The following is a 503-nucleotide window of genomic DNA, read 5'->3' on the forward strand; positions in this document are numbered from 1 at the left end:
GCGATTTCGCCGGTCGCCTGTCTCGTATCGCCCGCTTCAACGGGGTGCCGCAGGTCGGCTCCTATTCCGTCGCCCAGCACAGCCTGCACGGCGCCCAGGCGCTGCTGGCTGAGGGTGCGGGCGAAATGATGGCCGCGCTGTTCCTGCTGCACGATGCGCATGAGGCGCTGATCGGCGACCTGCCGACACCTTTTCAGCGCCTGCTGGAAGCCGTGCATGGCCCCGGCGTGCGCGAGAGCATCGGCAAGATCAAGACCGCATGGGACGAGGCCATCTATGAGGCCGCCGGCCTGCCCGGCCCGTCTGCATGGAAGGCGTCCTGGCGTACGGTCATCGACGGCATGGATCGCCGCATGATGCAGGCCGAGGCGCGCGAGCTGCTCGGCGAGCAGGCGCAGCGCCATCTCGGCCGCAGCCTGCCCCGCCCCAGGATCGCCGGCACGATCAAGCCATGGCCATCAACCAAGGCCGAATTCGCCTTCCTCGATCTGCTGGAGCGCCTG

At 68.6% G+C, this 503-nt stretch carries 1 pseudogene; it reads left to right on the forward strand.

The features are described from left to right. Positions 1-44: 44 nt before the first annotated feature. Positions 45-503 (forward strand): annotated as a pseudogene (locus ACK4TH_RS13405) (hypothetical protein); the annotation flags it as partial.

This window comes from Tepidimonas sp. (assembly GCF_046292505.1).
Classification (GTDB): domain Bacteria; phylum Pseudomonadota; class Gammaproteobacteria; order Burkholderiales; family Burkholderiaceae_C; genus Tepidimonas.